The sequence below is a fragment of the Hymenobacter antarcticus genome, from assembly GCF_039539545.1.
GTDB classification, from domain to species: Bacteria; Bacteroidota; Bacteroidia; order Cytophagales; family Hymenobacteraceae; genus Hymenobacter; species Hymenobacter antarcticus.
Window position 1 is genome coordinate 1 of record NZ_BAABDI010000008.1, and the last position, 23875, is coordinate 23875.

Below are 23875 nucleotides of genomic sequence, written 5' to 3' on the forward strand. Positions count from 1 at the left end.
TACAACTTTGCCAAACGCCTCAAACGGCTCAAGGGATTGACACCCTACGAATTTGTTTGTGCGGAATGGCGGAAAAATCCTAGTAGCTTTATTCGAGAACCGACCCACCATACTCCGGGACCATACAAATATCCAATCCAGTTTGTGGTGCTTCTTTCAATTAATCGGTATTCCAAAACAGCATTGCGCAAGCATGTCTCCTGCAAATCAATCTTAACTGCCCACCCCGGATTATCAATTGTAGTGATAGATATGCCATAGGAGTGTTCCCAATCACCGTTGCAGTTGATGGTGTACCAGCGCTGAATTCGTTGTAATAAGTCCATGCAGCGAATTACGATGAATCCGGCGAATCACCGGCCCAGAAACGCCCGCGTCTGCTGCTCCCAATCCGCCGAATAGCGCCGCCAGTACGGCTCATGGCCCACGCCCACGAAGTCGTGCTGGGCTTTGGGGCCGGCGAGGTGGGCGAAGATGGCATCGATTTCGGCGCGGGTCACGCGCGGGTCGGCGGTGCCCCAGAGCAGGAGGGTGGGCGTGTGGATTTGGCTGGCGTAGTGCTCGGCGTTGAGGCCGTAGGCCCAGAACCCGTTTTGCACGCCGCCCCAGAATACCAGCAAATCGGCCATCGGGAACGCCGGGACGTGCATGGAGGCGAAGCGGTTGTAGGCCGTTTGGCGCATGTTGCCGTAGGGACATTCCAGGATGTTGGCGGTAGGGTGGATGCCCAGCTCGGCCTCGGCCCGCAGGATGGCCACGGCGCCCATGCTCACGCCGTAGAGGATGACCCCACCCCCGGTCCCTCCCCGGTGGGGAGGGGTGCCAGACGATGCTTTGGTGGAATCGTTCAGCCAGCGCACGGCGGCGGCCACATCGTCGGCCTCGCGGTAGCCCACGGTGGTGCGGAAACCGGCCGAATTGCCGTTGCCGGCCTGGTCCACGAGCAGCACGGCGTAGCCCAGGCGGCGAAAGTAGCCGGCCTCGTGGGTGAGGTGCGACTTGCTGCTGGTGTAGCCGTGAAACAGGGCCACCGTGCCCCGGGCACGGCCGGAATCGGGGCGGGCATACCAGGCTTCGAGCGGGCCGTTGGGGCTGGCGATGCGTACGGTTTCGACCGGGAAACCGGGCTTGGGGCCGTTCTGGGGTTTGGGATTGCGGATGCCGGTGAGCAGCAGCCAGAGTTTCTGGCCGGGGCCGAGCTGCTCGGGGTTGGGCGAGTGCAGGCCCGGCTCGTTAGAGAAATGGGTGAAGCGCCAGGCGTGGAAGAAGGCCACGGCGTTCAGGGCACTGAAGCCGGTGAGCAGGAGCAGGACTAGCCAGCGGCGGCGGGAGCGGTTTAGCATAGGTGAGCTCAGAAACGCCGCGCCGCGCCGCTTATTTTCCGTAGCTCAGCTACTTCAGCCGGTGACAGCTCGCGCCACTCGCCGGGCTGCAACTCGCCCAAGCCCAACGGGCCGATGGCCGCCCGCACCAGGCGCAGGCAGGGCAGGCCAACGGCCGCGCACATCTTGCGCACCTGCCGGTTCATTCCCTGCGAAATCTGAATTTCCAGCCAGCTGGTGGGGATGCTGGCGCGGTAGCGAATGGGTGGATTGCGCGGCCAGAGCTGGGTGGGCTCAGGCAATTCGACGGCCTCGCCGGGGGCGGTGAACCCTTCCTTTATCTGCACGCCCTGGCGGAGCTGGCCCAGTGCGGCTTCGGAAACCAGGCCTTCCACTTGTGCCCAGTAGGTTTTCGGGACTTTGAACTTGGGGTCGCTGAGGCGGTGCTGAAGCTGCTTGTCGTCGGTGAGCAGGAGCAGGCCTTCGCTGTCGAAATCGAGCCGGCCGACGGGGTACACGTCGGGCACGGGCACAAAATCCTTGAGCGTGGCGCGGCCGTGCTCGTCGGTGAACTGCGTGAGGACTTCGTAGGGCTTGTTAAGGAGGAGGTAGCGCATGGAGTAGCGCGGACTTTGTAGTCCGCGAGTAAAGCCGTTCACACGCGGACTACAAAGTCCGCGCTACGTGCTACTCCCACCAGCGGGCGTGGGGCAGCTCGGTGCCCAAAGTTACGGGCTCCCCCAGGTGTGGCGTGGTGATGACCTGGCCCAGCCGCGCGGCCTCGGCTGTGGCGCGCTTCACGGGCTCGTTCCAGGGGTGGAGGGCCTCGGTGAAAGCGCCCCAGTGCACGGGCAGCATCACGGCGGCGCGCACGTCGCGGGCGGCCTGCACGCTCTGCTCAGGCCGCATGTGTATTTCGGCCCAGCCCGCGTTGTACTGCCCGCACTCCACCAGTGCCAAATCAAACGGCCCGTAGGCGGCCCCGATGGCGGCGAAGTGCGGGCCGTAGCCGCCATCGCCGGTGTAAAAAATGCGTTTCGTGGCCGATTCCATCACCCAGGAGCTCCACAGCGTGGAGTTGTGATTGGTGACGCCGCGACCCGAAAAGTGGCGGCTGGGCGTGCAGCGCAGGGTGAGGCCGGGCAGCCGGGCGCTGTCGCCCCAGTTCATCTCGACAATGCGCTCCGGGGCCACGCCCCAGTGGCGCAGGTGCGGCCCAATGCCCAGCGGCACGTAAAAATGCCCCACTTTGTCCTTGATTTTGCGGATGGTCTCGTAGTCGAGGTGGTCGTAGTGGTCGTGCGAAATGAGCACGGCGGCGATGGGCGGCAGCTTTTCGGGCGCGATGGCCAGGCTACGGTTGTAGCGGTTGGGTGTGGCCCAGCTCACCGGCCCCATCTCGATGCTGAGCATGGGGTCGAGCAGGATGTTCTGGCCGGCCAACTCCACCAGGCTGGCCGAGTGGCCGAACCACGTCACGCGCACCAGCTCGGGCGTTTTCCGGGTGATGGCCAGCGAATCGAGCGGCTGCAGCGGCAGCGGGCCGGGCGGCGTAGCCGTTGGGTCTTTGTGAAAAAGGAACTGCCACATCACGGCCGTCGTGCTGCTGCCCGTGAGCTCCCGGGTGGGCAGCAGGTTCACGAACTCACCGTCCCGGTAATGCCCTGATTTCGCATAGACCAGCTTATCGGCCTTGGTAGGCGTGCCGCCCAGCTGCGGGCTGATGCCCGTGAAGGCCACCGCCGCGAGCAGTAAGGTGCCAAAAATGCCGCCAGTAGTCATAAGAAGGGGTTTCAATGGTTTGCGCATGCGTTCAGGAACGTGGCGCGGCGTGGGCCAGGGCCACGATGTCGCGCACTTCGAGCACGCGCCGGGGGTAGCCGTCGCTCACCGATTTTATCATGGCCAGCGCTAATTCCTGCATCGTGCTCACGAAACCGGGCGTGAGCCTGCGGGCAATGGGGTAGAGCCAGCTGAAATAGCGGTAGGCTTTGGGCACGTTGGCCTGGCCGGGCGTGGGGTGCATGTAGCCCGGCCGGAACATGTAGACGTGCCCGAAAGGCAGCGCCAGCAGCTCGTTTTCGGTGCGGCCCTTCACGCGGGCCCAGTGGCTACGGCCCTTCTCGGTGCTATCGGTGCCGGCCCCGGTCACGTAGGTAAACGTCATTGCCGGGTTCAGGCGCAGCAGCGTTTGGGCAAAGGCCAGCGTCAGGTCGTGGGTGATGCGCTCATATTCCTCCCTGGAAACCCCCACCGACGAGATGCCCGCGCAGAAAAAACAGGCGTTGTAGCCCCTTAGCTGGCTTTCGACGGGGCCGAGCTGCTGCAAATCGGCGTGCAGCAGCTCCGTTACTTTCGGATGCCTGATACCGCTGGCTTTGCGGCTAAGTACCAGAATGTGCTCGACCGCCGGGTTTTGCAGGCATTCATGGAGGACGCCCGCGCCCACCATGCCGGTGGCCCCGGTGAGGATAGCTCGTATGCTCATGTTGATTCGATAAAGTAGGAGGGAGGACGCAGCCTGAGCCGTTTTACTTTAAAAGCACGTCATGCTGAGCGTAGCGAAGCATCTCTACCGCGCAAGTAATCAAGTTTACCGCTTCGTCATATCATCCCTCCCACGTTTCCAAATCAATGACTTGCCAGGTTGGATTAAACGCCTGAATCAGCGCGTTCTTTTTAGCGCGGCTCCAGCCTTTCAATACTTTTCCGCGGGCTATTGCCCGCGTAGGGTCAGGCGATATCTCAAAATAAACCAGCAATTCAGCTTGATACCGGCCGGTGAATTTACTGGTGTCACCTCGGCCGGCACTGTGTTCATACAGTCGGCGGGGTAAGTCATTGGTCACTCCGATGTAGAGGACAGTGCGGCTGGTGTTAGTCAGAATGTAGACGTACATCAGTCGGTTTGTCCAGCGAAGCGGTTAATCTGGGATTACTATTGCGGTAAAGATGCTTCGCTGCGCTCTGCATGACGTTCTACGGACAAGGTTCCCCTACACGCTGCCCGAATACTTCCGTACGGCCCACTCCACCGTCAAAAAGGCCAGAATCACGAAGAAAATCCACTTCAGATTTATCAAGTCCTTCAGGTCGTCTTCGGCCGTAATCACCGGCTTATAATTGGCCTTGATAATGTCCTGCGTCAGCTTATCGAGTTGGGCCGGGTAATAGAGCCGGGAGCCGCTGCGGCGCGAGAGCTGCGCCAATACATTATGGTCGGCTTTCGATTCCAACGCCTCCAAGGGTTGCGATTGCACCAGCAGCTCCCCGGCGTCCTGCTGGGCCTGGCCGCCGAGCGTGGCGCGGGCCTGGTAGCGGTAGAGGCCGGCCGGCAGCGGGCCCAGGCGCAGGGGTGAGCCATCCTCGGCGTTGGCGAAGGAAAAGCGGCGGGTTTGCTTTTTCTCGTCGGTTAAAAGGAGGTCGATTTTCTGGTTGTAGAGGCGCTCAAAAACGGCGTTGTAGGTTTCGGCCCCCAGCGTCACGTCGTCCTGCGTGCCGAAGGCGTCCTGCGTGGGGTACACGTCGAGGCGCTTTTTGTTGGCATTTTGGGTGAGGAGCTGGAGCGTGCGGATGATGAGCCGGTCGTAGGCTTCGGGCTTATCGTCGTGCTCCACGGCCTCGCTCAGCCGCCACTGCCAGCTGCCATCGGTGAGCAGCGTAGCCTGGCGGCGGTCCGGCGAACCACCGAATACGAGCAGCGGCTTTTGGGTAGCCAGGCGGCCCACACGCTGCCAGAGCGCGGCCTCGGTCCCCGCGCCCAGGCGCAAATCGCCGAACGGCACGGGCGCGGGTGGATACTGCCCAAAGCGGCGGGCCGATTCCTCATCGGTAGCAAACCGCGCAAAGCCGGGGTTCGGCAGCGGCGTCACCTCATCGGTCTGCGCCCCGCGCGGCTGGATGGTGAGGCCGCTGCCGAGCTGATTGTAAGCGCCCAGGTCCGATTGTGCGCCGATGATGTAAAGCGCCGGCGTGCGGCGGGCTTTCACCTGGGCCAGCAGCTCATTGCCCAGCCCGCCCTGCGCCGGCAGCTGGTGCAGGATGGCCACATCAAAATCAGCTCCGGCCCGGAGCGGGGTCACACCGGGCAGGGCCAGCGTCAGGTCGAAGTTGTCGTTGGCCAGAATGGCAGCCCGCAGGGCCTTGAGGTCGGGGTGCGGGGCCGCGCCGGCCAGCAGCACGCGCAGCTTGCCCTTCACAATTTCGACGAACGCCGTGCGCTGGTTGTTCAGCGCCGTAAACTCGCCGGCCTGGGGCGTGATGCGTACCTCGTAGCGGCGTTTGCCGGGCGCGGGCGCCGTGATTTGGAAGGTGGTGCGCACCCGGCGGCGGCCGGCAGGCAGGGCCACCCGGCGGCTGTCGAGCACGCGGCTGCCCTCGCGCAGCTCCACGGTGGCCGCACCGCCGGCGTAGCCCTCAAAGCCCAGCTCGGCCTCAATCGGGAATTTATTGCCGCTGAAGGCCACCCGGTTGTAGGTGAGGCCGCTCAGGCGCAGGTCGCGCTTGGCCACGGTGTCGCCCACGGCCACGCTGTAAATCGGGAAGTTGAACTCGGCGTAAGCGGGGCTGCGGCCCTGGTTCACGAGGCCGTCGCTCAAGAGCACTACGCCGGCCAGGTTGCGGCCGTCGTACGCCTCGCGGGTACCCGAAAGCAGCTGGTCGAGGTCGGTGGTAGCCGCGCCGAAGCGGAGCGAATCGGGCCGGGCCGGGCGGCCAGGCGTGGGCGTCAGAGTGCGGGTTTCAACGGTAAAGCCCCGGCCGCGCAGGGTTTCGGCGAGGCGGGTGAGGCCGGTGGTGGCCTGGCTCAGCACCATTTTGGGTGTGAACAGCTCCACCGACTGCGAGTTATCGACGGCCAGGACCAGCGTGGGCTGCTCGGTGCGCGTGGTGCTGCTGCGGATGAACGGGGCCAGCAGCAGGTAGCACAGGAAGCTGACCACGGCGAAGCGCAGCGCTGCCAGCGCGTAGTTCAGCTGCTTGCTCCACGGCGCTTTGGCCGAGTATTGCAGGGCCGCGTAGCCCGCGCCCGCGGCCAGGCAGAGCAGGATAAACCAGGAAGAATAGTGAGTGGTCAGCAAACGAAAATCGGATAGAATCAGGGCTAAAGGTCGGCACCGGCCGCTAAGGTTGCAGGCAATTGGGGTTCAACGGCTGCGCACCATTGGCTGTTTGGCCGGTTGTGCCCGGTTGGCGAATAAAATTAGCCCAGTGGTAAGCTTGGGCGAGGCTGGGCCCTGCCTGAGAAAATGGGCTGGTCAGGGTGAGATTGTCCGGCTTCGCCGTTGCCTGTCGGCAGTTGGTCGCGTTGCCGCGCAGCATTGAAAAAACGAAAATTTGTTTTAAATTCAAAGTTGTGAAATTAAAAATATAAATAGTTAAATTTTTATGATTATTTTTACCGTTACATCCCTTCGCGAAAGTTGGGAATTGTTACTGCCTAATAAATTGAATACCAACTTGAAGTACTGCTAAATCAACGATTATTTGCTGTGATTCGGGGAGGACTTACCCAAGATTCACAAGATGAAACGTATCGACTTTTTCGTGCGCAGGGCCGTATAAGCCCGTGAAAATCGACCAAAGCTGCTGCCCATTGCAAAGCGCCTTCGACGCCGTTGTTGGCCCACGGCTTGCCTCTGCAAACGGAAGCAAAATGGAGCGCTACCCCACTCAAGTCAGGAACGCGCCACGGTGAACCACCGCCGTGTAAATGAGGGCATGCGCAGTACAACCTGATGCCCGCCTGAGGGAAGTGCATTCCCGCTTTTTCTGAGATAGGACTGAATCGGCGCGTTTTGGTGCCTGGGAACAAAACGCGGCCCTTGTGGGGATGCTCCGTGCGGGTACCCGCTCGCGAACACACGAGCATCAGAACTTGCCTACTTGCCTAAGGGCAAGCACGGGCTGCTGTTGCCAGCCAGCTCGCTTAGTCACGGTAATGGGGTAACGATAATTACGGGCAACTATCTGGCTGTCAATGCCGCGTGGCCTTGACTGGAAAGAAATAGCCATATGCTTCCACTTTATTTTGAGCCGTCATGTTTTTTCAATATGCATCCTTACGCACAATAAAACTGCTTATTGCTGCCTTGGGCACCGGCCTACTGCTGCTGGCCCCGGCGGGGGCGGTGCGGGCCCAGTCCCGCATTCTGTTTGTGGGCAACAGCTTCACGCATGGCTTCGTCGCGCCCGTGCTGAACTACAATACGGCTGCCATTATAGACGAAAATTTTGGGCTGCCGCCGAGCTCTCCCCGGTACGAAAGCGACGGTTCGGGCCCCTGGGGCGGCGTGCCGGGCATTTTTAAGAAGCTCACCGACCAGGCCGGTCTCAATTACGAGGTGCACATCGAAGCCATCAACGGGGTGGGGCTTGCTTATCATTACACCAATGCCCTCTCGGTTATTCAGCGGGCCGGCTGGAACCAGGTGGTGCTGCAGGAGCTAAGCACGGGCCCGTTACCGACGAGCAAAGGCGGTCAGCCCGTCGATTTTTTCGACTACTCGACCCGCCTGGAGCAGGCTGTTCACTCCGTCAACGCCACGGCAAAAGTCTACCTGTTCGAAACCTGGGCGCGGGCCGACCTGACCTATCCGGCCAACCAGCCCTATTCGGGCCAGCCCATCACTGCGATGGGAACCGATTTGCACAATGCCTATTACCAGGCTTATGCGCAGAATGGGCGTTTCGAAGTCGTAGCTCCGGTGGGCGATGCCTGGCAGCTTGCTATCCAGACGGGGGTGGCCATGGCCAATCCTTACAGCCCCACGGCCGGGCAGCTCGACCTGTGGTCCAACTTCTTTCACGCGAGCAAATGGGGTTCCTACCTCGGTGCCTGCGTGCTGTTTTACCAAATTACGGGAGTTGACCCGCGTACGCTGGGGGCCGGGGAAATAGCCGCCGCCGACCTGGGCATAGCTCCGGCTGATGCTGTGGCGTTGCAGCAAGTAGCCTATAATCAGGTGAATATCGGGGCGAGTACTTCTACGTACTCCCTCACCGCTACTGCGGTTGGCAGCGGCACGGTGAGTAAAAATCCGGACCAGCGGAGTTACCTCAGCGGCGCGAATGTGAGCCTGACGGCTACGCCCGCGGCCGGGTTCCAGTTTAGCGGCTGGAGCGGCGATGCCACGGGCACGGCCAACCCGCTGACGGTGGCCATGACGGCCAACAAAGCCATTACCGCTACGTTCACGCCCGCCTCGCCCACCAGCTACACGCTCAACACGGCCACCAGCGGCAGCGGCACCGTGGCCAGGAGTCCGGACCAGGCCACCTACCCCAACGGCGCAAGTGTGAGCCTGACGGCTACCCCGGCGGCGGGCTTCACCTTCACCGGCTGGAGCGGCGATGCCACCGGCACCACCAACCCGCTAAGCGTGAGCATGACGGCGAATAAGACCATTACGGCCACCTTTTCCACTAGTACCGCGCCGCCGCAGGTCACGGGCTTCACGCTGGTGAATGCGGATAATGAGCAGGATATTCAGGTCCTGACCAGCGGGGCGACGCTGAACCTGGCCACCCTGCCCACCCGCAACCTGAACGTGCGGGCCAACACCAACCCGGCCACGGTGGGCAGCGTAGCCTTCGCCCTAAGCGGCCCCCAGCCCCAAACCCAGACCGATGCGGTGGCCCCCTACGCCCTGCTGCCCGATGTGGCCGGCAACTACCCGGCCTGGACCCCGCCCGTGGGCAGCTACTCGCTCACGGCCACGCCCTACACCGGCAGCGGAGGTAGTGGCCAAACTTTCTACCGGGCGGTGAACGTGAACGGCGGGGCCATCGTGCTCGACGGCCAGAGCTGGGCCGCCAGTGCTTCCACTACCAACTTTCAGCTCACGGGTCGTGCCTTCGCCAATCAAAACGTGGCCTTGAGCCCGGCCACTGATGCCACCCGGGCCAGCATGATTCGCAGCTCCGTATTTGGCACCAGCATCACGGCCACGTTCAGCAGCGTGCCCGCCGCAACCTACAACGTGTACCTCTATGTGTGGGAGGATAACAGTCCGGAAACCTACGACGTGACGGTGCAGGGCCAGGTGGTGCTGCGCAACTACAACAGTGGCGCGGCCGGGCACTGGGACCGGCTCGGCCCCTACGCGGCCACCGTGAGCAATGGCAGCCTGAGCATCGGCACGGCGGGGGGCTATGCCAACCTCTCCGGCATCGAGCTCTGGCAGCAGGGTACCACTACGGGCGTGGCCGGTACCAGCCTGACGGTCAATTTCAGTGTGACTGACCAGGCCCCGCCGGCGCAATACTCGCTTACCGTAACAACTGCCGGCAACGGCACGGTCAGCAAAAGTCCTGACCAGCTTACGTATAGCAGCGGCAGTACCGTGACACTAACCGCCACGCCGGCCGCCGGGCAGCAGTTCACGGGCTGGAGCGGTGCCGCTACCGGTAATACCAACCCACTGAGCGTGAGTATGACGGCTAATAAAACCATCACAGCCACCTTCGCGGCGATTCCTGTTGCCTATACCCTGACGACGGCCGTGGTGGGCAGCGGCACCGTTACCCCTAGCCCCAACCAGGCCACTTATTTCAGCGGTGCAATCGTGAGCCTGACGGCCGCGCCAGCGGCGGGCTTCGCGTTCAGCGGTTGGAGCGGCGATGCTACTGGTACTACCAACCCGCTGAGCGTGAGCATGACGGCCAATAAGAACATCACGGCCACTTTCACGGCGCTGCCCCAGTTCACGCTGGGTATATCACTGGTGGGCAGCGGCACCGTGACCCCCAGCCCCAACCAAGCCACTTATTCCAGCGGTGCAACCGTGAGCCTGACGGCCACCCCGGCCGCCGGCTTCGCCTTCAGCGGCTGGAGCGGCGATGCCACGGGAACGACCAACCCGCTGAGCGTGACGATGAATGCGAATAAGGCCATTACGGCCACTTTCGCGGCATTGCCGCAGTATACCTTGGGCGTGACAGTGATAGGCAGCGGAACCGTGACCCCCAGCCCCAACCAAATCACCTACGTGAGCGGCAGCACGGTAACTTTGACTGCGACCCCCGCCGTCGGCTTTGGCTTCAGCGGTTGGAGCGGCAGTGCTACGGGCACGGCCAACCCGCTGAGCGTCGCGATGACGGCCAACAAAACCATCACGGCCACCTTCACGGCCAGCAGCGGTTCAGGATTAACATTTTACCGGGCGCTGAACATCAACGGAAATGCGCTGGTTCTTGACGGCCAAAACTGGGAAGCCAGCAGCGGGGTGGCTAACTTCACGGTAACGGGGACGCGTTTTGCGAATCAGAACGTTGCCTTGAACCCGGCTACCGATGCCCCACGGGCCAGCATGATTCGCTCGTCGGTATACGGTCTCATCATTGATGCAACGCTGCGCAACGTGCCAACGGGCACCTATGCCGTGTACGCTTACGTGTGGGAAGACAACAACCCGGAAGTTTTCAGTGTGCGGGTGCAGGGGAAGGTAGTGCTGAGCAACTTCAACAGCGGGAGCGCAGGCCGCTGGAGCCGGCTGGGCCCGTACACCACCAGCGTTACGAGCACTGGTACGCTGGTGGTGAGCACCACCGGCGGCTACGCCAACCTTTCGGGGATTGAAGTGTGGCGCCAGAATCCGGCGGCTGCGGCCAGAACCGTCGGGGCATCTGGTTTCGGGAGCGCCGCGCAACTGGCCCTTCCTGTTAAGGCGGATGTAGCTGGCAGTAGCATCCCGGCCGAGGCCAGGTTAACAGCTGCCGAAGGCACTACAGTGCCCCAAATATTCCCCAATCCTTCCCACGATGGCCGGTTTTGGATGCTGCTTCCCACTGATTTTCAGGGGGAAGTGTCTTACTCGCTGGTATCCGCAATGGGTGCCCGGCTGGCTCATGGCCAGTTAGCAGGAACCACTCAGCCCTTGCCGCTAGACTTCTCTCACGAAATGCTGGCTTCCGGGTTGTACTACCTGCTGCTTGAAGGCCAGACCCAGAGCGCCCAACTAAAGCTTGTCAGGCCTTAACGGGCCATTCTGAAGTGGGCAACAACTTGTAATCAGTCAGTTGATTCAAGCGAGCCAGTGCCGACTCAGCGATTAAGCACGCTAACCAAATCGGGGCTGCGGAAGATGCTGACCGGCGAAATAACCGTTTCAGCTAGCGGCAGGTTGCGGCCATAACGCTCGCTCAGCTTGGCCTGCACGGCGGGATTGCTCAGGTCGAAATCGCGCAGCTGCTGAAGCTGCCCCAGCCGCCGGCCGAGCCCGCGCTCGTATACTTTCCAGATGAGCTCGGAGCAATAAATCCGGTCATCGGCCCAGCCAAAATACAGGTCGTAGTTGTGGCCCAACATGGGCTGCCCGGCGGCTCTGAGGCGGGCCAGCGCGGCGGGCGTGAGTACCGCATCAGCATCGCGCAGTCGCTTGGTCACAAAGTGGCCGCCCTGGCCCCGCGCCACCCAATCGGCCAGCGGCGTGAGCTTCACCGGTTGCACCGCTTCGAACACCTGCCAGTTTTTGCCTGCCTTATACACGATGCCACAGTGGCTCCAGGGCGAATGCGTGGCCAGTTGAATAGCCCGGCTCTGGGCCGAGAGCGAGGTGTGGAATATCAGGTCGCCATCGCGCAATTGGGGGGTGATTTCGGCGGTGGTTGCTTCAGCGGCTTGGTGGCTTTGGAAGCGGAGCAGCTTGCGGTGCAGGCGTGGGTAGGCGGCGATGGCGAGGCCAGCCAGGAGGAGAAAGGGGAGGAGGAGCCAGCGTTTCATTCTGATGTCTCGCCTGCTTCTACTCGTAAATAGTTGCTCCGCGCAGCATGTCCGCGAAAACACGCCAACTGGCTGTATCTGCATTCACTGCCATTGACATGTTGTTGTAATAACCGGGAATATCGGCGGCGTATGCTGATAAAGCCTCTAGAAAATCGCCAAGGTTCTGGTTCTCAAAATCTTTCCCGTTTTTCAAGTAGTCGGACCGCAACTGCTGCAAGAACACTACAAAATCTTGACGGCTGCTTATGGCTGAAGTTTCGAGGGCATCCGGTTCTGGCTTTGAATCCACGACAATTTGTTGTTTCGACGTAATTTGAGAATGGTTTCTGAGCCCTTAAATAGAAGTAGATACGCAATATTTTGCATCTCATCGTCGAACAGTCGTCACTGCATCATTACCGGGCAGTCCTAACAACATCAGCAATGACGAGACGCAAGATGTCGCGTCTCTACCTCATTCAGCAGTAAGAATTCCTTACGTTAGCATCCCGCCATCCACTTGCAGCACCTGGCCGGTGATGTAAGCTGAATCATCCGAAGCCAGAAACGCCGTGGCCTTTGCCACGTCCTCGGGGCGGCCGCCGCGCTTGAGCGGGATGGCTTTGCGCCACTCCTCCACCTGTTTGGGGTCGAGGGCATCGGTCATTTCGGTTTCGATAAAGCCGGGGGCCACGGCGTTGCAGCGGATGTTGCGCGAGCCCAGCTCCAGGGCCACCGATTTGGTGAAGCCGATGATGCCGGCTTTGCTGGCGGCGTAGTTGGCCTGCCCGGCGTTGCCCTTGATGCCCACCACGCTGGTCATGTTGATGATGGAGCCGGCCTTGGCGCGCATCATGGGCTTGGTGGCGGCTTTGGTGAGGTTGAAGACGGATTTTAGGTTCACGTTCAGCACGTTGTCCCACTGCTGCTCGCTCATGCGCATGAGCAGGCCGTCCTGGGTGATGCCGGCGTTGTTGACGAGGATGTCGAGCTTGCCGAAATCGACCACCACGTCTTCAATCAGCTTTTCGGCCTGGGTGTAGTCGGAGGCGTCGGAGCGGTAGCCTTTCACTTTGGAGCCGTGGGCGGCCAGCTCGGTTTCGAGGGCCTGGCCTTTCTCAACGGACGACAAATAGGTGAAGGCGACATCGGCGCCAAGCTGGGCAAAATGTGCCGCGATGGCGCGGCCAATTCCTTTGGAAGCACCCGTGATGAGGGCCACTTTTCCGGTCAGTGTGTTGGTCATGGGGCGAAGGTAAGACTGTAGAACATGCTTTAGCTTGTTCCCGCTGGCAAAAGCTGCCAAAGCAAAATGACAATCCGGCCCGCTGGAAGCGGCATCTTTGTGGGGCGCAAGCTAAAGCATGCGCTACGAATCAATGCCCCATCACGACATCTGCATTCTGGGCGCGGGCCCCGGTGGCGCCGCCGCTGCTCTGCACCTCGCCAACGCCGGCCATCGGTGCCTGCTCCTCGACCGCGCCGCTTTCCCGCGTGACAAAACCTGCGGCGATGCGCTCAGCGGTAAGGTTATCAATGAGCTGAAGCGCATCGATGCTGGTCTGCACGCCAAGCTGGCGGCGTCGCCCATGCAGGTTCCCAGCTGGGGCATCGATTTTTTCGCCCCCAACGGCCGCAAACTGGGCATACCCTTCAAGCCGAAGTTCGACAAAGCCACCGACCACACGGCCGGCCACGTTGCCAAGCGCATCGACTTCGATAATTTCCTGGTCGAAGAAGTGCGCCAGCGGCCCGAAATCGACTTCCGCGAAAACGTGGACGTGGCCCGCACCGAGCGCACGCCCGACGGCTGGCAATTATTCGACAAAGCCGGCCAGGAAATCGCCACCTGCCGCCTGCTGCTGGTGGCCAACGGCGCGCAGTCTGACTTTGCCCGCAAAGTGGCCGGCCACGCCCTGGAGCCCGACCACCACTGCGCCGGCCTGCGGGCGTACTACGATAAAGTCGACGGCCTCAGCCCCGATAATTTCATCGAGCTGCACTTCATCAAGGATTTTCTGCCGGGCTACCTCTGGGTGTTCCCGCTGCCCAATGGCCAGGCCAACGTGGGCGTGGGCATGCTCTCGAAAACCGTGGCGGCCAAGAAAATCAACCTGCGCCAGCGGCTTGATGAGATTCTGGCCACGCACCCGGCGCTGGCTCCGCGCTTTGCCGGGGCCGAGCGGCTGGGGCCGGTGCGCGGCTTCGGCCTGCCGCTGGGCTCGAAGCGGCGGGCGCTGTCGGGGGCCGGGTACTTTCTGCTGGGTGATGCCGGCTCGCTCATCGACCCCTTTTCGGGCGAGGGCATTTCGCACGCCATGGTGAGCGGCCGCCACGCCGCCATCTGGGCCGCCGAGGCCGTGAAAAACAACGATTTCAGCCCCGAATTCCTCAAAAGCTACGACAAGGCCGTCTACAACCGTCTCGGCCAGGAGCTGCGCCTGAGCCGGGTGATGCAGCGCCTGCTCAACTTTCCCAGCCTGTTCAACATCATCGCCAACCGCGCGGTGAACAACCCCACGCTGGCCGAAACCTTGTCCATGATGTTCATGGACCTGGACCTGCGCGAGCGCCTGCGGCAGCCCAGCTTCTATTTCAAGCTGCTGTTTGGCGGGAAGTAGGGGGGAGGCAAGCACAAAAAAGAACGTCATGCTGAGCGAAGCCGAAGCATCTCTACCGCACGAGTAATTAGTTACTGGCGCGGTAGAGATGCTTCGGCTTCGCTCAGCATGACGTTTTTATATCATGACGTTCTTACACATCAAGTCAGCCAATTTATTTTTTCGCCGGCATTGGGCGCGGGGCGCGGGGCGCGGGAGTAGGCTTGATGGGGGCACGGCCGTCGGTGTTTCCCACGTAGCGGCGCAGGCTCTTGACCGCTTCGGGGTTGAGCCTGGCGGCGCGCTCCAGGTCGCGGCGGGCTTCCGACATTTTGTCGAACGACGAGTAGCTGATGCCGCGGTATTCCCAGGCGTCGGCATAGGTCGAGTCGAGCTGAATGGCCTTCGTGAAATCGGCCACGGCGGGCTTGTACTGGTACATCTGCATCTTGGCCACGCCCCGCCCGAAGTACGATTCCTTATCATCGGCCCGGTACTTGATGGCGCCGGAAAAATCCGTTAACGCCGCTTTGTACTGCTTCATCATCAGGCGGTTCACGCCGCGGTTGTAGTAGGCGTCGGGGTTGTTGCGCTGGTAGCGAATGGCGGCCGTGTAGTCCACCAAGGCTTCCGGGTACTGCTTCAGGTAGCTTTTGGCTTTGGCCCGCTGCAGCAGGGCCGTTGCGTCCCTGGGTTTGGTTTTGAGGGTGGTTTCGGCCTCCGTCAGCATCACGCGGTAATCGGCCACGGCCATTTTCTTCTCCTTTTCCCGCTCCGCCGACGCAGCCGAAGCCGAAAGGGCATTGGGGTCGGGCCGGTCGGCGGCCAGCGCGGCTGCCGAAGCCGCATCAGAGGCCGTGGTCATGGCAGCCGGGGCCGTGGCGGGGGTGGCGGCAGCGCCGTTGGCCTCGGAGATGATGCGCGTGTCGGTGGCCGAGGCGGCGGCTCCCGTCGAGTCGGGGCGGCGGGCATCGGTGGCCACCGGCATGGACATGGGCTGACTCATATTGCTCGGTTTTTCCTTTTCGGTAACGGTGGTCGCACAATTAGTCAGAAAAGCCAGCAGTCCGAAGGCTGCCAAAGGAAAGCGGAAATGTAGTTTCATGGAATATCAGAATGAAAAAGGTCGCGGCAAGCTGTGCCGCAACCGGGCGTTATACGGAGTGTAAAGAAGATTGGCTGCTGATTCGGCGCACTGGTTTTGGACAAGATAAGGCCGGTTGCGGCCACCGGTGCGGTGCGGCACGGGGGCGCAGTTATCTTTGCACACAGAATGGGTGGGTCCCCCAGCCGGGCCCGGTGTATTTTTTTCTTCCAGCGCATTTTATGGCATTGCAATTTGATTTGGTCGTGGTCGGCAGTGGCCCCGGCGGGTACGTGGCCGCCATCCGGGCCTCGCAGTTGGGTTTGAAAGTAGGCGTGATTGAGCGCGAGGCGCTGGGCGGCATCTGCCTCAACTGGGGCTGCATTCCCACTAAAGCCCTGTTGAAGTCGGCCCAGGTGTTTGAGTACCTGAACCATGCCGCCGACTACGGCCTCAAAGCCGAAAACGTGGGCTACGACTTCGGAGCCGTGATTGGCCGCAGCCGGGGCGTGGCCGACGGCATGAGCAAGGGCATCAATTTCCTGTTCAAAAAGAATAAGATTGAAACCGTGATGGGTACCGGCAAATTGCTGGCCCCCGGCAAGATAGAAGTAACCAAGGCCGACGGCAGCAAAGAAACGGTGGAAGCCAAGAGCATCATCCTGGCCACTGGCACCCGCGCCCGCCAGCTGCCCACTATGCCAATTGATGACGTAAAAATCATCGGTTACCGCAAGGCCATGACCATGGAGCAACTGCCCAAGCGCCTCGTGGTGGTGGGTTCCGGTGCCATCGGCGTGGAGTTTGCCTATTTCTACCGCACCATGGGTTCGGAGGTGACCCTAGTGGAGTTCCTGCCCCGCATCGTGCCGGTGGAGGATGAGGAAATCTCGCGCCAGATGGAGAAGTCGTTCCGCAAAATCGGCGTGAATGTGCTCACCAGTGCCGAAGTGACTAAGGTGGACTCCAGCGGCGAAGGCTGCCACGTAACCATCAAAACGGCCAAGGGCGAACAGGTAATCGAGTGCGACGTGGTGCTGAGCGCCGTGGGCGTGACCACCAACCTGGAGAACATCGGCCTCGAAGAGCTGGGCATCAACGTGGAGCGCGGCCGCCTGGTGGTGGATGATTTCTACCAGACCAATGTGCCGGGCATCTACGCCATCGGCGACATCGTGCCCGGCCCCGCGCTGGCCCACGTCGCCTCGGCCGAGGGCATCATCTGCGTGGAGAAAATTGCCGGCCACCACCCCGAGCCGCTCAATTACCAGAACATCCCCGGCTGCACCTACGCCTCGCCCGAAATCGCCAGCGTGGGCTACACCGAAGCCGAAGCCAGGGAAAAAGGCTACGACGTGCTGGTGGGCAAGTTCCCCTTCTCGGCCTCGGGCAAAGCCAGCGCCGCCGGCGTAAAAGACGGCTTCGTGAAAGTCATTTTCGACAAGAAATACGGCGAATGGCTCGGCGCCCACATGATTGGCGCAAACGTGACCGAGATGATTGCCGAAGTGGTAGTAGCCCGCAAGCTGGAAACTACCGGGCATGAAATCATCAAATCGGTGCACCCGCACCCCACCATGTCGGAAGCCATTATGGAAGCGGCCGCCGCAGCTTATGGCGAGGTGATTCACTTGTAAGCTTTGCTTTTGTCATCGTAAAAAAGGCCAACCGGAAATGTTTCCGGCTGGCCTTTTTTATTGAGGCAGCGACATAACCGCTTCCTTGAAATTGAATTGGGGAAAATAGGCCTGAATGGCCGGGTCAATCTGGTATTTCTCATCCATAAATTCCGGCTTATTTTCGTTAGCTAGATTCCAGGTGCCCACATAATGCACTTTGCCGCTTTCGACTGTAAACTGGTAGCGGGTTTCACTTAGCGGTTCATTCGGGGCGGGTGCGACGGGCTTGCGCAGGTTCTCGAAATACATGCGGTAAGGCCCCCAAACCTTGTCTGGATAAGCATAGACATGCAGCGCATAGCGGCCTGCAGGCAAAGCATAAAAAAATGAATTTTCGCGCCGCGATTTCATGGGTGGTTTAACGCTGAAGCTAATTAATTTTCGGGTAGTCAGATTCACCAATTGCACGAACCCGCCCGAACCCAAGCTGCCGGTGCCAGCGAACCGTTGCAAGCAGCTCCCGTAAATCATGCCTTTGCCTTTGGGCACCGGCCACCGCTTGCTATCCCAGGCGGGAAGGGCAAACGCCATCCGATGCTGGAAAGGCGCAGTGTCCAGCGAGTCGCCCGGGGCTTGGCCGGCCCGCCCATTATTGATACTAAAATTCATGGGCGCGGTGAACGACACCGTCACCGGGCGGCCGTTTTGGGTGCCGGGCTCCCACTGAATGGCATCCAGGCGGTGAGCATTGCGCAGCACTTCGGCGTCAATATCGGCCCGCACTCCTTTCACCACTTTAATGTCCTGAACCCGGCCTTGGGCATTCACGGAAAAAGAGAAGTATACCCGGCCCGTTACGCCGTCGCGCAAGGCTTTGGATGGGTAGTGCACGTCGGCGTTGATAAAACGGATAAAGCGCTGGTTGGGCGAGAATGCGCTGTCGCCGGGGGCCAACACGGGGAAAACCGGCATTTTCTCGGTGTAGGTGTAGTGCTTTGGGGCGGCGGTATCGGGCGGGGTGGGAGTTTGGGCCAAGACGCGGCCACCGATTGAAAGTAGCACCCATACCAACGGGAGAGTGAAATAATGGCGCATAAAGCCGGCAAAACGCAGTTTTAAGGAAGAATGACGGCTAAATTAGTCCTGCACCGCTTCAAGCGGCACTGCCGGCACCTTTGCACCTTTCGGTTTCTGGCTCACCAGCCACACGCCCAGAAAAATGAGCACCGCCTGCCCGGCCTTGCCCCAGGTGAGGTGGTCCTTGCCCAGGCTCACGGCAATGAGCACGGCCAGCACCGGCTGCAGGTAGATGTACACGCCCAGCAGGGCAGGGGAGGCGTATTTCAGGGCCCAGTTATTCAGCAAGTAGGCCAGGATGGTGAGGAAGACGACCATGTAGCCGATTTCGAGCCAGATATAAAGCGGGAAGCTGGCGTAATCGGCCGTCAGCGCCTCGCGCCAGCCGAAGGGCACGGCAATGAACGCGCCCACCAGAAAAATACGGGATAGCACCGTGAAGGCGTGGTACTTGCGCATCAGCGGCTGCACCAGCACCAGGTAGAGGCCAAACACGGTGGCATTGGCCAGAATGAAAATATTGCCCAGCGTGGCGTGCGGGTAGATGGCCGCTTGCGCGTTGCGGCTGAGAATGAGCGAGGCCGCCCCCGCCGCGCCCACCGCAATGCCCAGCACCCGCGGCAGGGTGATTTTCTCGCTCAGTAAAATGGCCGAGGCAATGACCACCACGATGGGCGCGATGGTTTGCAGCAGCGAGGCGCTGATGGGCGAAGTCAGGTTCAGGCCCGAGAAAAACAGCAGCTGGTTGACACCAATGCCGCAAATGCCGCACAGGATGGACCGCAGGTTATCGGCCCGGCCAATGATTTTGTCCTGCGGCGCTACGAAATATTTTACCAGCGAGAAAAACAGCACGGCTCCCACTATGCGCAGCGTGACGATGCCGAAGGGGCCCATGTAGCGCGGCATCACGTCTTTGGATAGTGAATAGTTGGCCGCGTAGATAACGGCGACGAAGAAGAGAGCCGCGTGAACGCGAAATTGATTACGCATGGGTCGGAAGGGCTTAAGCACGAAGTAGCCCGAACTTTGAAGTTCGCGACCCCCGCGCCGTCGGAACTACGACGGCCAGGAATCGTTCTAAAACGCGAACCGCAAAGTTCGCGCTACTTCTGCTTCTGCGCTTTGTTTATGGCCTCCCTCTTTCCCGACGACGAACCCGCCGCCTTCACCCCAGCCCCCGGCCCCGGCCCCGGCCCCGATGCGCCCCTGGCCGAGCGCCAGCGCCCGCGCCGCCTGGCCGATTACGCCGGCCAGCAGCACCTGGTGGGCGAAACCGGCGTGCTGCGCCGCTACCTCAACTCCGGCCGGCTGCCCAGCCTCATTCTGTGGGGGCCGCCCGGCGTGGGCAAAACCACCCTGGCCCACCTGCTGGCCAGTGAGCTGAAACAGCCGTTCTCGGCTCTGAGCGCCATCAACGCGGGCGTGAAAGATGTGCGCGACGTGATTGAACGCGCCAAGCGGCAGCGCGGTACGGTGCTTTTCATCGATGAAATTCACCGTTTCAGCAAGGCGCAGCAGGATGCGCTGCTGGGCGCGGTGGAGCACGGCACCGTGACCCTGATTGGGGCCACCACCGAGAATCCCTCGTTTGAAGTGATTCCGGCTCTGCTCTCGCGCTGCCAGGTGTACGTGCTGGAGCCGCTGAGCGCGGATACCCTGCGCGGGTTGGTGCAAAAAGCCCTGACGGAGGACGCAGCCCTGCAACAGAAAAAGGTGGTGCTGAAAGAAGACCACGCCCTGCTGGCCCTGAGCGGTGGCGACGCCCGCAAGTTGCTCAACCTGCTCGAAATAGTGGTGCAGAGCACGCCGCCCGATAAAAAGGGCGTCATCCAAATCACCGATGCGGTGGTGCAGCAGGTGGCCCAGCGCCCGCTGGCGCGGTACGACAAAGGCGGCGAGATGCACTACGACGTCATTTCTGCCTTCATAAAAAGTATTCGCGGCTCCGACCCCAATGCCGCGCTCTACTACCTGGCCGTGATGCTGGAAGGCGGCGAGGACGTGAAATTCATCGCCCGCCGCATGCTCATTCTGGCCTCGGAGGACATTGGCAACGCCAACCCCAACGCCCTGATGCTGGCCACCAGCTGCTTCCAGGCCTGCACCGTCATCGGCCTGCCCGAATCGGACCTGATTCTGGCCCAAACCGTTATCTACCTGGCTACTTCGGTGAAGAGCAATGCGGCCTACCTCGCCATCCGGGCGGCTCAGGCCGAGGTGAAGGCCAATGGCGTGTACCCCGTGCCCGTGCCGCTGCGCAACGCCCCCACGCGCCTGCTCAAGCAGCTCGGCTACGGCAAGGAGTACGCGTATTCGCACAACGGGGAGGGTAATTTTGAGGAGCAGGAGTTTCTGCCCGACGCGCTGAGCGGCACCCGCTACTACGCGCCCGGCCCCAACGCCAGCGAGCAGAAGATTCAGGAGCGGCTGCGCGGCTGGTGGGGCGAAAAGTATAGCTACTGAGAGCCTGCCTATGCGAATAGGCCCAAAAAAAGAACGGTCATGCAGAGCGCAGCGAAGCATCTTTACCGCATAACTAATTCTTTTTCCTGGATTACTACTGAGGTAAAGATGCTTCGCTGCGCTCTGCATGACGGCCTATTCGGATAGGCTATAAGGGCCCGGACTAGCCGAAATAGCGGCCCTGACTCAGCGGCTGTAATGAAAGCCCGACTCCAGCGAATAACGAAATAACGACACCCCTGGCCCGTCTTTTTGCCCGGCCCGGCCTACATTTACTTCCCTCATTCACCTTCTGCATCCATGGGTCAGTTTTTTAAATACGTACTTGCCACCATCGTGGGCCTGCTGGCCTTCAGTTTCCTGGGCTTTCTGATTCTGGCCGGAATTATCGGGGCCGCCAAGAGCGCCGGCGACCGCAAGGAAACCGCCGCCAATTCGGTGCTGGAGCTGAAGCTGAACGAGCCGCTCACCGAGCGGGGCCGCGACAGCCGGTTCAGCTTTGGCGGCAATAATTCGGCCACCGGGCTGGTCAACCTGAAGGAAGCCATTGGCCGGGCCAAGGGCGACTCTGAAATCAAGGGCATTCTGCTCAACCTGGAGCTGGTGCAGGGCGGCATGGCTTCGCTGGAAGAAGTGCGCGACGCGCTGCTGGACTTCAAGAAGTCGGGCAAATTCGTGGTGGCTTACCACGAAGTCTGCTCCGAGAAGAGCTTCTACCTGTCGTCGGTGGCCGATGAGATTTACCTGCACCCGCAGGGCACGCTCGAATTCAACGGCCTGAGCTCGGAGGTGCTGTTCTACAAGCGGCTGTTCGATAAGGCCGGGATTGAGCCGTATATCTTCCGCGTGGGCTCGTTCAAGAGCGCCGTGGAGCCGTTTTTCCGCGAAAGCTTCTCCGATTCGGCCCGCTACCAGACGGTCTCGTTCCTGAACTCCATCAACGGCTACATGATTGGCCAGGTGGCCAAAACCCGCGGCATTGCCCCGGCCCGCCTCAAGGTTATTTCCGATTCGATGCTGGTGCACAACGCCCCCGATGCCCTGCGCCTGAAATTGGTAACCAAGCTCGGCTACTTTGATGAGGTGCAGGACTATATGCGCGGCAAGCTGGGCCTGGCGAAGGACAAAAAGCCGAGCCTGATAAGCCTGGGCAACTACACCGACGACAAGGAATTGGATGAAAAGGAGGGCAACACCAGCGGCAACCGCATTGCCGTAATCTATGCCGAAGGCGACATCGTGACCGGCAAAGGTTCGGACGACAACATCGGCAGCACCAAGTTTGCCGAAGCCATCCGCAAGGCCCGGCTCGACAAAAAGGTGAAGGCCGTGGTGCTGCGCATCAACTCGCCCGGCGGCTCGTCGCTGGCTTCGGACATCATCTACCGCGAAGTAGTGCTGACCAAGAAAGTGAAGCCGATTATCGCCAGCATGAGCGACGTGGCGGCCTCGGGCGGCTACTACATTGCCATGGCCTGCGACACCATTGTGGCCCATCCGAACACGATTACGGGTTCCATCGGCGTATTCGGCGTGCTGCCCAACATCCAGAAGCTGCTCAGCGACAAGCTCGGCATCACCGTGGACCGTGTGACCACCGGCAAGTTCTCCGACCTGCCCACCATCACCCGGCCGCTGTCGGACTTCGAGAAGCGCAACCTGCAGCGTGAAGTCGATAACATCTACGCCGACTTCACCACCAAGGCCGCCAAGGGCCGCCACATGCCCGTGGAGCGCCTGCGCCGCCTGGCCTCGGGCCGCGTCTGGAGCGGCCTCGAAGCCAAAAGCAACGGCCTCGTCGACGTGCTCGGCGACTACCAGGATGCCCTGAAGATTGCCGCCGCCCGCGCCCGCCTCAAGGCCGACGACTACGAGGTGCAGCGCCTGCCCCGCCGCAAGTCGGAGCTGGAAAACTTCTTCGCGATGTTTGGCGGTGGCGATAAGGAGGAAGTCAAAGCCCAGGCCCTTAAAACCGAGCTGGGCCCGCTGTACCCCGCCTACGCCCAGTACCAGCTGCTGATGCAGATGCGCGGCGTGCAGGCCCGGCTGCCATATGAGCTGGAAATTAACTAAAATTTTAGCACGGAGTTAAGGGAGGAAAAAAGGAGTTTTACGGAGCGTCAACTGCTCTGTGAAACTCCTTTTTTCCTCCCTTAACTCCGTGCGAACCTTACCTACTTATGCTGAACCAACTCCGCGAAGCCGCCGCTTACATCCAGGCTCATTCTGATAATTTCCTGCCCGAAACCGGCATCATCCTCGGCACGGGCCTGGGCGCATTGGCCCGGGAAGTGGAAGTGGAGCACGAAATCAACTACGCCGACATTCCGAATTTCCCGCTGAGTACCGTGGAAAGCCACGCTGGCCGGCTTTTGCTGGGCCGCATGGCCGGAAAGAAAGTAGCCGTGCTGCAGGGCCGCTTTCACTACTACGAGGGCTACACCATGCAGCAGGTAGCCATGCCCGTGCAGGTGCTGAAGCTGCTGGGAATCAGCCAGCTGCTGGTGAGCAACGCGGCCGGGGGACTCAACCCGGATTACCAACTGGCCGACCTGATGCTGATTGATGACCACATCAACCTGCAGCCCACCAACCCGCTCATTGGGGCGAACCTGGACGAGCTGGGCCCGCGCTTCCCCGACATGCACGCGCCCTACGATGCCGGCCTGCTGGCCCGCGCCGAAGCCGCCGCCCAGGCCCTGGGCCAGGCCGGCACCACCCGGCGTGGCGTGTACGTGAGCGTGCCCGGCCCCATGCTCGAAACGCCGGCCGAATACCGCTACCTGCGCACCATCGGGGCCGATGCCGTGGGCATGAGCACGGTGCCCGAAGTCATCGCCGCCCGCCACCTCAACCTGCCGGTGCTGGCCGTGTCGGTCATCACCGACCTATGCGCGCCCGGCCACCTCAAGCCGGTGGTGCTGGCCGATATTTTTGCCGCCGCCGCCCTGGCCGAGCCCCGCCTCACGGCCTTGATTAAAGCCGTGGTCGCGGAGCTGTAGCAA

19 protein-coding genes and 2 pseudogenes are annotated in these 23875 nt (G+C 61.2%); 7 read left to right on the plus strand and 14 right to left on the minus strand.

The features are described 5' to 3' along the window. Window positions 1-123 (plus strand): annotated as a pseudogene (locus tag ABD819_RS07570) (IS481 family transposase); the annotation flags it as partial. 65 nt (window positions 124-188) lie between these two features. Here the strand turns inward: ABD819_RS07570 and ABD819_RS21515 are convergent. From ABD819_RS21515 to ABD819_RS07605, 8 genes and pseudogenes are all read right to left on the minus strand, one after another. Further along, window positions 189-326 (minus strand): annotated as a pseudogene (locus tag ABD819_RS21515) (Imm53 family immunity protein); the annotation flags it as partial. A 27-nt stretch (window positions 327-353) separates the two neighbouring features. After that, a complete protein-coding gene (locus tag ABD819_RS07575; protein WP_345122697.1) occupies window positions 354-1343 on the minus strand; it encodes an alpha/beta hydrolase in 990 nt (329 codons plus the stop codon). A gap of 8 nt (window positions 1344-1351) precedes the next feature. Next, window positions 1352-1939, minus strand: a complete 588-nt coding sequence (locus ABD819_RS07580; protein WP_345122699.1) for a pseudouridine synthase — start codon at window positions 1937-1939, stop codon at window positions 1352-1354. Window positions 1940-2009: 70 nt separating this feature from the next. Next, the gene (locus ABD819_RS07585; RefSeq protein ID WP_345122701.1) at window positions 2010-3104 is read right to left on the minus strand and encodes an MBL fold metallo-hydrolase; all 1095 of its coding nucleotides are present in this window, start codon (window positions 3102-3104) and stop codon (window positions 2010-2012) included. A gap of 31 nt (window positions 3105-3135) precedes the next feature. Further along, entirely contained in the window at window positions 3136-3810 is a 675-nt protein-coding gene (locus tag ABD819_RS07590) for an NAD-dependent epimerase/dehydratase family protein (protein ID WP_345122703.1), read from the minus strand. A 121-nt stretch (window positions 3811-3931) separates the two neighbouring features. Continuing rightward, entirely contained in the window at window positions 3932-4222 is a 291-nt protein-coding gene (locus ABD819_RS07595) for a GIY-YIG nuclease family protein (protein ID WP_345122705.1), read from the minus strand. Between the two features lie 96 nt (window positions 4223-4318). Continuing rightward, window positions 4319-6400 carry a VWA domain-containing protein gene (locus ABD819_RS07600; protein WP_345122708.1) on the minus strand — a complete coding sequence of 694 codons (2082 nt, stop codon included), beginning with the start codon at window positions 6398-6400 and terminating at the stop codon, window positions 4319-4321. 43 nt (window positions 6401-6443) lie between these two features. Then, on the minus strand, window positions 6444-6671 hold the full coding sequence (locus tag ABD819_RS07605; RefSeq protein ID WP_345122710.1) for a hypothetical protein: 228 nt from the start codon (window positions 6669-6671) through the stop codon (window positions 6444-6446). A 740-nt stretch (window positions 6672-7411) separates the two neighbouring features. Between ABD819_RS07605 and ABD819_RS07610 the strand changes: the two genes are divergently transcribed. After that, on the plus strand, window positions 7412-11299 hold the full coding sequence (locus ABD819_RS07610; protein ID WP_345122712.1) for a beta strand repeat-containing protein: 3888 nt from the start codon (window positions 7412-7414) through the stop codon (window positions 11297-11299). 65 nt (window positions 11300-11364) lie between these two features. Here the strand turns inward: ABD819_RS07610 and ABD819_RS07615 are convergent, their stop codons facing one another. From ABD819_RS07615 to fabG, 3 genes are all read right to left on the minus strand, one after another. Then, window positions 11365-12042: a YiiX family permuted papain-like enzyme gene (locus ABD819_RS07615; RefSeq protein ID WP_345122714.1), complete on the minus strand. Its 678-nt coding sequence runs from the start codon at window positions 12040-12042 to the stop codon at window positions 11365-11367. 19 nt (window positions 12043-12061) lie between these two features. Beyond that, the gene (locus tag ABD819_RS07620) at window positions 12062-12334 is read right to left on the minus strand and encodes a DUF7660 family protein (protein ID WP_345122716.1); all 273 of its coding nucleotides are present in this window, start codon (window positions 12332-12334) and stop codon (window positions 12062-12064) included. Window positions 12335-12520: 186 nt separating this feature from the next. Then, window positions 12521-13270 (minus strand): 3-oxoacyl-[acyl-carrier-protein] reductase, encoded by a 750-nt coding sequence (gene fabG / locus ABD819_RS07625; protein WP_345122718.1) that lies wholly within the window; start codon window positions 13268-13270, stop codon window positions 12521-12523. Window positions 13271-13388: 118 nt separating this feature from the next. Between fabG and ABD819_RS07630 the strand changes: the two genes are divergently transcribed. After that, the gene (locus ABD819_RS07630; protein ID WP_345122720.1) at window positions 13389-14645 is read left to right on the plus strand and encodes an NAD(P)/FAD-dependent oxidoreductase; all 1257 of its coding nucleotides are present in this window, start codon (window positions 13389-13391) and stop codon (window positions 14643-14645) included. Between the two features lie 154 nt (window positions 14646-14799). Here the strand turns inward: ABD819_RS07630 and ABD819_RS07635 are convergent, their stop codons facing one another. Next, window positions 14800-15729, minus strand: a complete 930-nt coding sequence (locus ABD819_RS07635; RefSeq protein ID WP_345122722.1) for a tetratricopeptide repeat protein — start codon at window positions 15727-15729, stop codon at window positions 14800-14802. Between the two features lie 221 nt (window positions 15730-15950). On the opposite strand from ABD819_RS07635, the gene lpdA reads away from it, so the two are divergent. Next, window positions 15951-17345 carry a dihydrolipoyl dehydrogenase gene (gene lpdA, locus ABD819_RS07640; RefSeq protein WP_345122724.1) on the plus strand — a complete coding sequence of 465 codons (1395 nt, stop codon included), beginning with the start codon at window positions 15951-15953 and terminating at the stop codon, window positions 17343-17345. Between the two features lie 57 nt (window positions 17346-17402). On the opposite strand, the gene ABD819_RS07645 is transcribed toward lpdA, so the two are convergent. Next, window positions 17403-18362, minus strand: coding sequence for an energy transducer TonB (locus ABD819_RS07645; protein WP_345122726.1), 960 nt, complete (start codon window positions 18360-18362; stop codon window positions 17403-17405). Window positions 18363-18464: 102 nt separating this feature from the next. Further along, the gene (locus tag ABD819_RS07650; protein WP_345122728.1) at window positions 18465-19397 is read right to left on the minus strand and encodes a DMT family transporter; all 933 of its coding nucleotides are present in this window, start codon (window positions 19395-19397) and stop codon (window positions 18465-18467) included. Window positions 19398-19535: 138 nt separating this feature from the next. Here ABD819_RS07650 and ABD819_RS07655 point away from each other — a divergent pair, with 138 nt between their 5' ends. From ABD819_RS07655 to ABD819_RS07665, 3 genes are all read left to right on the plus strand, one after another. Then, window positions 19536-20870: a replication-associated recombination protein A gene (locus ABD819_RS07655; RefSeq protein ID WP_345122730.1), complete on the plus strand. Its 1335-nt coding sequence runs from the start codon at window positions 19536-19538 to the stop codon at window positions 20868-20870. Between the two features lie 300 nt (window positions 20871-21170). After that, window positions 21171-22943 (plus strand): signal peptide peptidase SppA, encoded by a 1773-nt coding sequence (gene sppA, locus ABD819_RS07660; RefSeq protein ID WP_345122732.1) that lies wholly within the window; start codon window positions 21171-21173, stop codon window positions 22941-22943. Window positions 22944-23050: 107 nt separating this feature from the next. After that, the gene (locus tag ABD819_RS07665) at window positions 23051-23872 is read left to right on the plus strand and encodes a purine-nucleoside phosphorylase (protein ID WP_345122734.1); all 822 of its coding nucleotides are present in this window, start codon (window positions 23051-23053) and stop codon (window positions 23870-23872) included. Window positions 23873-23875 lie beyond the last annotated feature (3 nt).

What these genes read in the sequence shown, in the direction of transcription:
- ABD819_RS07575 (WP_345122697.1), bottom strand. Translation starts at nt 1,343, where the DNA reads ATGCTAAACCGCTCCCGCCGCCGCTGGCTAGTCCTGCTCCTGCTCACC.
- ABD819_RS07580 (WP_345122699.1), bottom strand. Translation starts at nt 1,939, where the DNA reads ATGCGCTACCTCCTCCTTAACAAGCCCTACGAAGTCCTCACGCAGTTC.
- ABD819_RS07585 (WP_345122701.1), bottom strand. Translation starts at nt 3,104, where the DNA reads ATGACTACTGGCGGCATTTTTGGCACCTTACTGCTCGCGGCGGTGGCC.
- ABD819_RS07590 (WP_345122703.1), bottom strand. Translation starts at nt 3,810, where the DNA reads ATGAGCATACGAGCTATCCTCACCGGGGCCACCGGCATGGTGGGCGCG.
- ABD819_RS07595 (WP_345122705.1), bottom strand. Translation starts at nt 4,222, where the DNA reads ATGTACGTCTACATTCTGACTAACACCAGCCGCACTGTCCTCTACATC.
- ABD819_RS07615 (WP_345122714.1), bottom strand. Translation starts at nt 12,042, where the DNA reads ATGAAACGCTGGCTCCTCCTCCCCTTTCTCCTCCTGGCTGGCCTCGCC.
- fabG (WP_345122718.1), bottom strand. Translation starts at nt 13,270, where the DNA reads ATGACCAACACACTGACCGGAAAAGTGGCCCTCATCACGGGTGCTTCC.
- ABD819_RS07630 (WP_345122720.1), top strand. Translation starts at nt 13,389, where the DNA reads ATGCGCTACGAATCAATGCCCCATCACGACATCTGCATTCTGGGCGCG.
- ABD819_RS07635 (WP_345122722.1), bottom strand. Translation starts at nt 15,729, where the DNA reads ATGAAACTACATTTCCGCTTTCCTTTGGCAGCCTTCGGACTGCTGGCT.
- lpdA (WP_345122724.1), top strand. Translation starts at nt 15,951, where the DNA reads ATGGCATTGCAATTTGATTTGGTCGTGGTCGGCAGTGGCCCCGGCGGG.
- ABD819_RS07650 (WP_345122728.1), bottom strand. Translation starts at nt 19,397, where the DNA reads ATGCGTAATCAATTTCGCGTTCACGCGGCTCTCTTCTTCGTCGCCGTT.
- ABD819_RS07655 (WP_345122730.1), top strand. Translation starts at nt 19,536, where the DNA reads ATGGCCTCCCTCTTTCCCGACGACGAACCCGCCGCCTTCACCCCAGCC.
- sppA (WP_345122732.1), top strand. Translation starts at nt 21,171, where the DNA reads ATGGGTCAGTTTTTTAAATACGTACTTGCCACCATCGTGGGCCTGCTG.
- ABD819_RS07665 (WP_345122734.1), top strand. Translation starts at nt 23,051, where the DNA reads ATGCTGAACCAACTCCGCGAAGCCGCCGCTTACATCCAGGCTCATTCT.